This window comes from Streptomyces sp. NPDC102278, from assembly GCF_044766345.1.
Taxonomy (GTDB): Bacteria; Actinomycetota; Actinomycetes; order Streptomycetales; family Streptomycetaceae; genus Streptomyces.
Window position 1 is genome coordinate 65,476 of sequence record NZ_JBIWLV010000011.1, and the last position, 7,669, is coordinate 73,144.

Genomic DNA, 7,669 nt, shown 5'->3' on the forward strand with positions numbered 1-7,669 from the left:
TCGGCTCGGCGACCATGGCGCCCTGTACGCACTTCGAAGGGGGAGCGATGGGGCGTCGTTGGCTGGTGACGGGGTGTTCCTCGGGGCTCGGGCGGGCGTTGGCCACGGCTGCCGCGCGGGCCGGCGATCAGGTCGCGGTGACCGCCCGCAAGCTCGCGGCCCTGGAGGACCTCGCCCGGGCGTGGCCCGGCCACATCACCCCGATCGCGATGGAGTTGCGCGACGCACGGCAATGCGAGCAGGCCGTCCGGACGGCCGTGGACCGCATGGGCGGGATCGACGTCCTGGTCAACAACGCGGGCAGTGGCCTCTTCGGCACCGTCGAGGAAGTGTCCGACGGTGAGCTCCGCGATCAGATCGAGACCCTGCTCGTCGGCCCGTGGCGCCTCGCGCGCCTGGTCCTGCCGCTGATGCGGGCCCAGCGCGGCGGCCACATCGTCAACGTCTCCTCGCTCGGCGGCCGCATGGCCTTCCCCGGCCTGGCGTCGTACGTCGCCGGCAAGCACGCGCTGGAGGGAATGAGCCAGGCGCTGGCCGCCGAGGTGGCTCCCTTCGGGGTGCGGGTGACGGTCGTCGAGCCCGGTGTCTTCGCCACCCGGTACGGGTCGTCCCTCGCGGAGGCCGCCCACCGGCTCCCGGAGTACGCGGAGGCGACCGGCGAGATGCTCGGCGGGTTCCGGGGCATGGAGGACAACGAGGAGTACGGGCGGCCGGAGGACTTCGCGGACAGTGTGCTCACGCTCGTCGGCTCCGACGTCCCCACCCCGCTCCGCGTTCCGGTCGGCGAGGACGCCTACGCCTACCTTGAGGTGGCCGAGCAGGCGGCCCGCGAGGAGTTCGCCGCAGCCCGTGCCCTCGTCCGGCCGCAGGTCCGACCTGCCTGATCCGGGCCCCTCGACCGCCTGATCCGTACCCCTCGACCGCCCGGCCCCGCCCCTTCCTCGGGCACCGCCGGGCGGTCTTCGCGCGTCGCGCGGGCCCTGTCATCCGGTCACAGAGTGGTCGAGACCACTTGTCTCCCCCGTGAGAGTCGTTCTAGCCTCCTCCCAGTTGTGCATCACGGAACAGCCGTTGCGTATCGCGCAACGCGTGCGCACTCTTCTCCTGGGGATGGCCGATGAAACTCCGCTTCCGCATAGCCGCACCCGTCGCCGCCCTCGTCGTGGCCGGACTCACCGCCACCGCCTGCGCCCCACAGACCTCCTCCACCACCTCCTCGAAGGACGAGAAATCCGGCACCCTGCGGGTCTGGCTCTTCCAGGAGGTCAACAACGCCCCCAAGAAGAAGGTCATCGACGAGGCGATCACCGCGTTCACCCGGGAGCACGCCGGCTCCCGGGTCGAGGTCGAGTACATTCCGGTCGAGACCCGAGCCCAGCGCGTCAAGGCGGCCTTCAACGACCCGAAGAGCGCCCCGGACCTGATCGAGTACGGCAACACCGACACCGCCGGATACGTCAAGGACGGCGGACTCGCCGACATCGGCGCGGAGTTCGCGGACTGGGCGGAGGCGAAGGACACCGACCCCACCGCCACCCGGTCGGTCACCGTCGGCGGGAAGGTGTACGGAGCCCCGCTCTTCGTCGGCGTGCGGGCCCTGTACTACCGCACCGATGTCTTCGCGGAGTTGGGGATCCGACCGCCGAAGTCCCAGGACGAGCTGGTCTCCACGGCCAGGAAGATCCGTGCGGCCCGACCCGAGCTGTACGGCATCGCGGTGGGCGGCGCGTACACCTACGGCGCCATGCCCTTCATCTGGGCCAACGGCGGTGACATCGCCACGGAGAGCGGCGGCGGCCACACCTCCGCGATCGCCGACCCCGCCGCGCAGAAGGGCATCCGGACCTACACCTCGCTCTTCGGGGACGACAACTGTCCGGCCGCCAAGTGCGCGGCCATGGGCGGGAACGCCACGGTGACCGCCTTCGCCTCGGGCAACGCGGCCATGGCCATCGGCGGCGACTTCAGCCACCAGGCCGTCGAGGCGGGCGCGGTGAAGGGCAAGTACGCCGTCGTTCCGCTGCCCGGCGTCAAGGAGGGCTCGATCGCCCCGGCGTTCGCGGGCGGCAACAACATCGGTGTCCTGAAGAGCACCCCGCGACGCACCCTCGCGATCGACCTGATGAAGCGGTTCGCGGGCAAGGACACCCAACGCAAGCTCTTCGACGCGATGGGGTTCCTGCCCACCTACACCGACGTGCGGGCCGAGGCCGCGAAGAAGGACCCGTTCGTCACGCCCTTCGTCGACACCCTCGCCGCCGGGACCCGGTTCGTGCCCGCCTCGCCGGGCTGGGGGCAGATCGATGCCTCGACCGTCCTGCCGACCATGTTCCAGGAGATCGTGAGCGGCAGGAAGGACGTGCCCGCCGCCGCCGGCGACGCGGCGAAGAAGATGGACGCGGCCTTCTCCGCCGCCGGCTGACCGGGCTCGTCGACATGACGCACGAAGCCACGGCCGTGGAGCCGGGCGGGCACCCGCACAAGAGCGCACCGACCCCGCCGTCCGCCCCGCGGTCGACCCCGACGCCGACCGCACCGCCGGGTGCCACCCGCGGGGGCGGACGTCACGGCACCCGCTGGACGCCCTGGCTCTACCTCGCGCCCGCACTCGTCGTACTCGCCGCGCTGCTGGCCTACCCGATCTACCAGCTCGGCCTGATCTCCTTCCTCGAATACACCCAGGCACAGGTCAGTGGCGGCCAACCCACCACCTTCAAGGGCCTCGACAACTACCGGACGCTCTTCGCCGACAGCCAGTTCCGGCAGGTCCTGGTCACCACCGTCGTCTTCGCCGCCTGCTGCGTCGTCACCACCCTCGGCGTGGGTTGCGCGCTCGCCGTGCTGCTGACCCGCGTCCGGGCCCTCCCGAGGCTGGTCCTGCTGTTGGCCGCGCTCGGGGCGTGGGCGACCCCCGCCATCACCGGCTCCACCGTCTGGGTCTTCCTGTTCGACCCCGACTACGGGCCGGTCAACCGGCTGCTCGGCCTGGGCGACTTCTCCTGGACGTACGGGCGCTACAGCGCCTTCGCCCTGGTCCTCTTCGAGGTCGTCTGGTGCTCGTTCCCGTTCGTCATGGTGACCGTGTACGCGGGCATCAAGGCGATCCCCTCCGAGGTCCTGGAGGCCGCCTCACTGGACGGCGCCTCCCAGTGGCGGACCTGGCGCTCCGTCATCGCCCCCATGCTCCGCCCGATCCTGATCGTGGTCACCATCCAGTCGATCATCTGGGACTTCAAGGTCTTCACCCAGATCTACGTGATGACCGCGGGCGGGGGGATCGCCGGACAGAACCTCGTGCTCAACGTCTACGCGTACCAGAAGGCCTTCGCGTCCTCGCAGTACAGCCTGGGCTCGGCCATCGGCATCGTCATGCTGCTCATCCTGCTGACCGTCACCCTCGTCCACCTGCGCCTCATGCGACGTCAGGGAGAAGAACTGTGAGCCGTACCACCGCCCTCCGCGTGCGCCGCCCGTGGCGACTGGCCGCCGAGACCTCCGCGCTGGTCATCGCGGTGGTCGTCGCGTTCCCCCTGTACTGGATGGTGCTGTCCGCCCTCAAGCCCGCCGGAGAGATCCAGTCCACCGACGCACGGCCCTGGACGCTCGCGCCCTCGCTCGACTCCTTCCGCAGGGTCTTCGAACAGCAGGAATTCGGACGGTACTTCCTGAACAGCCTCCTCGTCGCGGGGACCGTGGTGCTGGCCTCCGCGCTGATCGCCTTCCTCGCCGCGACGGCGGTCACGCGCTTCCGCTTCAGGTTCCGTACGACACTGCTGATCATGTTCCTCGTGGCACAGATGGTGCCGATCGAGGCCTTGACCATCCCGTTGTTCTTCCTGATGCGGGACACCGGTCAGTTGAACACGTTGTGGTCGCTGATCCTGCCCCACATCGCCTTCTCCCTGCCCTTCGCGATCTGGATGTTGAGAGGGTTCGTGAAGGCCGTGCCCGAGGCGCTGGAGGAGGCCGCGTACATCGACGGCGCGAGCCGTACGCGGTTCCTGTGGCAGATCCTCTTCCCACTGGTCCTGCCGGGGCTCGTGGCGACGAGCGTGTTCTCCTTCATCTCCACCTGGAACGACTTCCTCTTCGCCAAGTCGTTCCTCATCAGCGACACCTCCCAGTCGACCCTCCCGATGGCGCTGCTCGTGTTCTTCAAGCCCGACGAGAACGACTGGGGCGGCATCATGGCCGGCTCGACGCTGATGACGGTGCCCGTCCTGGTGTTCTTCGTCCTCGTGCAACGACGCCTGGTCTCCGGCCTGGGCGGCGCGGTGAAGGACTGAGGGGAAGGGAGCTCAGCCGGTACTCCCGGCCGCCCCCGACCGCTCCTGGAACGTTCGCCGGTAGGCGCTGGGCGAGAGGCCGACGAGCTTGGCGAAGTGCGCCCGCAGACCCGCCGGTCCGCCGAACCCGCAGGTGGCGGCGATCCACTCGATCGTCCGGTCGTTGGTCTCCAGGTACTGCTGCGCCCGTCGTATCCGCTGTTGCAGCACCCAGCGCAGCGGGGACATCCCGAGGGCGTCGGCGAACCGGCGCTCGACGGTGCGCACGCTCACGTGGGCCCGCCCGGCCAGGTCCGCGGTGGTCAGCGGAAGGTGCAGGTGCTCGTCGGCCCAGTCGAGCAGGCCGGCCAGCCAGTCGTCGCGGGCGCCGGGCGGCAGCGGACGCCGGTACTGGGCCTGGCCGCCGTCCCGGTGCGGCGGCGTGACCAGGCCTCGGGCCAACTCGGCGGCCACCGCCGCGCCGTGGTCGACGCGCACCACGTGCAGGCAGGCGTCGATGCCGGCGACCGTCCCCGCCGAGGTGATCACGTTGGCGTCCTCCACGTACAGCACGGACGGGTCGACCCGTACGGCGGGATGACGGCGGGCCAGCTCCCGCGCGTGCAGCCAGTGGGTGGTGGCCCGACGCCCGTCGAGGACCCCGGCGGCGGCCAGCACGAAGGCGCCGGAACAGATGGACAGGATCCGCGTCCCGCGCTCGTGGGCCTCCCGGACGAGGTCCACCAGTTCCTTCGGCGGGTCTTCGTGCACGTTCGTACAGGCCGGGATGACGAGGGTGTCCGCCGCCTCGATGCCCCAACCGTCGTCGACGGGGGCGAGGGTGAAGCCCGGGGTCAGCCGCACCGACGCGGCGCCGACGGGGAACGCCGCGAACCGGTACCAGGGGTCGACCAGATGGGGCCGGTCGACGCCGAATATCTGACACGGGACGGCTGCTTCGAAGATCGGCATGTCGTCGGTGACGGCCATGGCGACGCGATGGGCGGGCATGACGCGAACCTAGCGCACGCTGACGCCCCGGAAGGTCGCCGCGAGAGGCGCCGCCGAGCAGGATGGGAACGCGTCCCACCGACAGGAGAAGAACCGATGACCGAGCACCACCACCGACCCGTCCCGGCCCGTACGAACCCGGTGATCGCCGTGTTCGGCGGCTACGGGCACACCGCCCGGTTCGTCACGGCGGAGCTGCTGGAACGCGGCTGGACACCGGTGCTGTCCGGGCGGGACGCGGCGAAGCTCGCGGCGGCGGCCGCCGATCTCGGGGTGGAGTGGAAGGTCGCGTCGGTCGACGACGCGACGTCCCTGGACCGCGCGATCGAGGGCGCGGCCGCGGTGATCAACTGCGCGGGCCCCTTCGCCGAAACCGTGCCGCCCCTGGTCGAGGCCGCGCTGCGCGCCGGGATCCACTACTTGGACGTCACCGGGGAGACCCTCGTCGCGATCGACACCTTCGACACCTACCGCGAAGACCCGCGGCTGAAGGAGGCGGGAGTCGTGGTGGCCCCGGCGATGGCCTTCTACGGGGCGCTGGGGGACCTGCTCGCCACCGCCGCCACGGGGGACTGGCCGGCCGCCGACGAGATCTCCATCGCGGTGGCCCTGGACAGTTGGCACCCGACCCGGGGGACCCTCCTGGCCGGCGAGCGCCGGGCCGGCCGCCGGGTGGTGTTCACCGACCACCGGCTCCAGGTCCTCCCGGGCGACGAACCGGCGCCGAGGGGGACGTGGACGTTCCCCGAGCCGTTCGGGGTCGAAGAGGTGGTGGGGGAGTTCTCCACCACCGACGTGATCACCGTCTCCCGGCACCTGGACACCGCGCGGATCAACACGTTCCTGAACCTCACCCCGCTCGGGGACCTGGCCGCGCCCGAGACCGCGGGCCCGCGGTCGATCGACGCCGCCGGGCGGTCGGACCAGGTCTTCCTGGTCGAGGTCGTCGTCCGCCGAGGGGAGCGGGAGCGGCGGGCGGTGGCGCGGGGCCGCGACATCTACGCGTTCACCGCGCCCATCGTGGTCGAGGCGGTCGAACGGATCGTGGCCGACGGTGGACTCAGGGGTGGCGCGGGGGGTGTCGTCACGGCCGGGGAGGCCTTCGAGGCCGAGGACTTCCTGCGGTCCCTGCCCCTGGACGCATTGGTGCTGGGTCGGGCGTGAGCCCCGGGCGGGGCCGCCCCGTCCGCCGGACCTGACGGCGGCGCCGACGCCGACGCGGCCCGGCGAGGTCGCGCGGCGGGGCCCGGTCGCAGCGCGGGGTCCCCGGACCAGTGTCCGGGGACCCCGCGCGGGCGAACCGGGTCAGGGCTTGGTGCGCTTGTCCCGCATCGAGTCCTTGGCGCCCTGGGCGCGCTCCTTGGCGTCGCCCATGGTCTCCTTGGCCTTGCCCTTGACCTGGTCGGTCTTGCCCTCGGCGGCCATCCGGTCGTTGCCGGTGACCTTCCCGGCGACCTCCTTGGCCTTGCCCTTCGCCTTGTCCATGCCGCCCTTGTCGGCCATGGTGCACTCCTTAAAGCTGGGGATGCTGACGGGGATCAAACTAGGCGAAAACGGTCAGGGGCGCGCGTCGAGGATCCGGCGCCGGCTCTCGCCGCACTCCTGGTGTGCTCCGCGTGCAGTCCTCGCCCTCCTCAGGAGGGCAGGACCGAGTCGTCGAAGGTGCCCGCTCCGGGAAGCCGGTAACGGGCCGCGATCAGGGCCGCGTCCGGGTTGCCCGTACCCGTCGCCGTGCACAGCACGTCGGCGACCTCCTCCAGGCGCCGCCGCGTTTCCGGGCTGCCTTCGAGGGCGTTCAGAAGGGACAGCGTCTCGTACTCCCGAACGGTGGCGGGCAGCAGCGCGGGGTGGGCCATCAGCATGGAGGGTGTTTCCCTTCTCCGGCGGTCGGACTCTCTGCGCCGGCGTGTACCCCGCTCCCCGACGATCACACGGAACCGAGGCCCGGGATCCAGCGCGCTGCCCGCCGAAGACGCGGCGGACGCCGTCGAGGGACTCCTGGGCACCTATCGCGATCGGCAGTACCCGGAACTGCCCCTCCTCGTACCGGCCGGGTACGTGTGGCACGGCTCGGCCGACGACGCGCCGACGGCCGTTCACGCGGGCGCCGACCAGGCGGGGGACCCCGTCCTCTTCACCTTCCGGGCGGTGTCCGGGGGCTCGCACCTCGGGATGTTCCCCCTGCACGACGGGTCCGGAGACCTGAACCTGCCGATCGTCGGCAACCTCAAGATGCGCGACGCCTCGCTCCGCTCGATCGGCAGGTTCGACGCCGGCTCCATCGCCCGCGACCTTCACCCATCCTCCGTCGCGGGGCCCCCCCCGGGGGCCCCCGGGGGGGGGGCGCCGGGGGGGGGGGGCGGGGGGTGGGGGGGGGGGGGGGGGGGTGGGGC

Annotated in this window: 8 protein-coding genes; 5 read left to right on the plus strand and 3 right to left on the minus strand. The window is 71.5% G+C overall.

Annotated features, from left to right (window positions below; all coding sequences use genetic code 11):
* Window positions 1-47 precede the first annotated feature (47 nt).
* From ACIRO3_RS24955 to ACIRO3_RS24970, 4 genes are all read left to right on the plus strand, one after another.
* A complete protein-coding gene (locus tag ACIRO3_RS24955; protein WP_404140433.1) occupies window positions 48-884 on the plus strand; it encodes an SDR family oxidoreductase in 837 nt (278 codons plus the stop codon).
* A 233-nt stretch (window positions 885-1,117) separates the two neighbouring features.
* The gene (locus ACIRO3_RS24960; RefSeq protein ID WP_404140436.1) at window positions 1,118-2,422 is read left to right on the plus strand and encodes an extracellular solute-binding protein; all 1,305 of its coding nucleotides are present in this window, start codon (window positions 1,118-1,120) and stop codon (window positions 2,420-2,422) included.
* Between the two features lie 14 nt (window positions 2,423-2,436).
* Complete coding sequence (locus tag ACIRO3_RS24965; RefSeq protein WP_404140439.1) at window positions 2,437-3,441, plus strand: carbohydrate ABC transporter permease; 1,005 nt, start codon at window positions 2,437-2,439, stop codon at window positions 3,439-3,441.
* Window positions 3,438-4,286, plus strand: a complete 849-nt coding sequence (locus ACIRO3_RS24970) for a carbohydrate ABC transporter permease (RefSeq protein WP_404140442.1) — start codon at window positions 3,438-3,440, stop codon at window positions 4,284-4,286. Before ACIRO3_RS24965 ends, ACIRO3_RS24970 begins: the two co-directional genes overlap by 4 nt.
* A gap of 12 nt (window positions 4,287-4,298) precedes the next feature.
* On the opposite strand, the gene ACIRO3_RS24975 is transcribed toward ACIRO3_RS24970, so the two are convergent.
* The gene (locus ACIRO3_RS24975) at window positions 4,299-5,276 is read right to left on the minus strand and encodes a helix-turn-helix domain-containing protein (protein WP_404140445.1); all 978 of its coding nucleotides are present in this window, start codon (window positions 5,274-5,276) and stop codon (window positions 4,299-4,301) included.
* 96 nt (window positions 5,277-5,372) lie between these two features.
* Here ACIRO3_RS24975 and ACIRO3_RS24980 point away from each other — a divergent pair, with 96 nt between their 5' ends.
* A complete protein-coding gene (locus ACIRO3_RS24980) occupies window positions 5,373-6,440 on the plus strand; it encodes a saccharopine dehydrogenase NADP-binding domain-containing protein (RefSeq protein WP_404140448.1) in 1,068 nt (355 codons plus the stop codon).
* Window positions 6,441-6,581: 141 nt separating this feature from the next.
* Here the strand turns inward: ACIRO3_RS24980 and ACIRO3_RS24985 are convergent, their stop codons facing one another.
* Together ACIRO3_RS24985 and ACIRO3_RS24990 are read right to left on the minus strand one after the other, a co-directional pair.
* Window positions 6,582-6,779: a CsbD family protein gene (locus tag ACIRO3_RS24985; RefSeq protein ID WP_366001413.1), complete on the minus strand. Its 198-nt coding sequence runs from the start codon at window positions 6,777-6,779 to the stop codon at window positions 6,582-6,584.
* A 131-nt stretch (window positions 6,780-6,910) separates the two neighbouring features.
* On the minus strand, window positions 6,911-7,138 hold the full coding sequence (locus ACIRO3_RS24990) for a DUF5133 domain-containing protein (RefSeq protein WP_361771928.1): 228 nt from the start codon (window positions 7,136-7,138) through the stop codon (window positions 6,911-6,913).
* Window positions 7,139-7,669: the final 531 nt, after the last annotated feature.

What these genes read in the sequence shown, in the direction of transcription:
- ACIRO3_RS24975 (WP_404140445.1), bottom strand. Translation starts at nt 5,276, where the DNA reads ATGCCCGCCCATCGCGTCGCCATGGCCGTCACCGACGACATGCCGATC.
- ACIRO3_RS24980 (WP_404140448.1), top strand. Translation starts at nt 5,373, where the DNA reads ATGACCGAGCACCACCACCGACCCGTCCCGGCCCGTACGAACCCGGTG.
- ACIRO3_RS24960 (WP_404140436.1), top strand. Translation starts at nt 1,118, where the DNA reads ATGAAACTCCGCTTCCGCATAGCCGCACCCGTCGCCGCCCTCGTCGTG.
- ACIRO3_RS24955 (WP_404140433.1), top strand. Translation starts at nt 48, where the DNA reads ATGGGGCGTCGTTGGCTGGTGACGGGGTGTTCCTCGGGGCTCGGGCGG.
- ACIRO3_RS24965 (WP_404140439.1), top strand. Translation starts at nt 2,437, where the DNA reads ATGACGCACGAAGCCACGGCCGTGGAGCCGGGCGGGCACCCGCACAAG.
- ACIRO3_RS24990 (WP_361771928.1), bottom strand. Translation starts at nt 7,138, where the DNA reads ATGCTGATGGCCCACCCCGCGCTGCTGCCCGCCACCGTTCGGGAGTAC.
- ACIRO3_RS24985 (WP_366001413.1), bottom strand. Translation starts at nt 6,779, where the DNA reads ATGGCCGACAAGGGCGGCATGGACAAGGCGAAGGGCAAGGCCAAGGAG.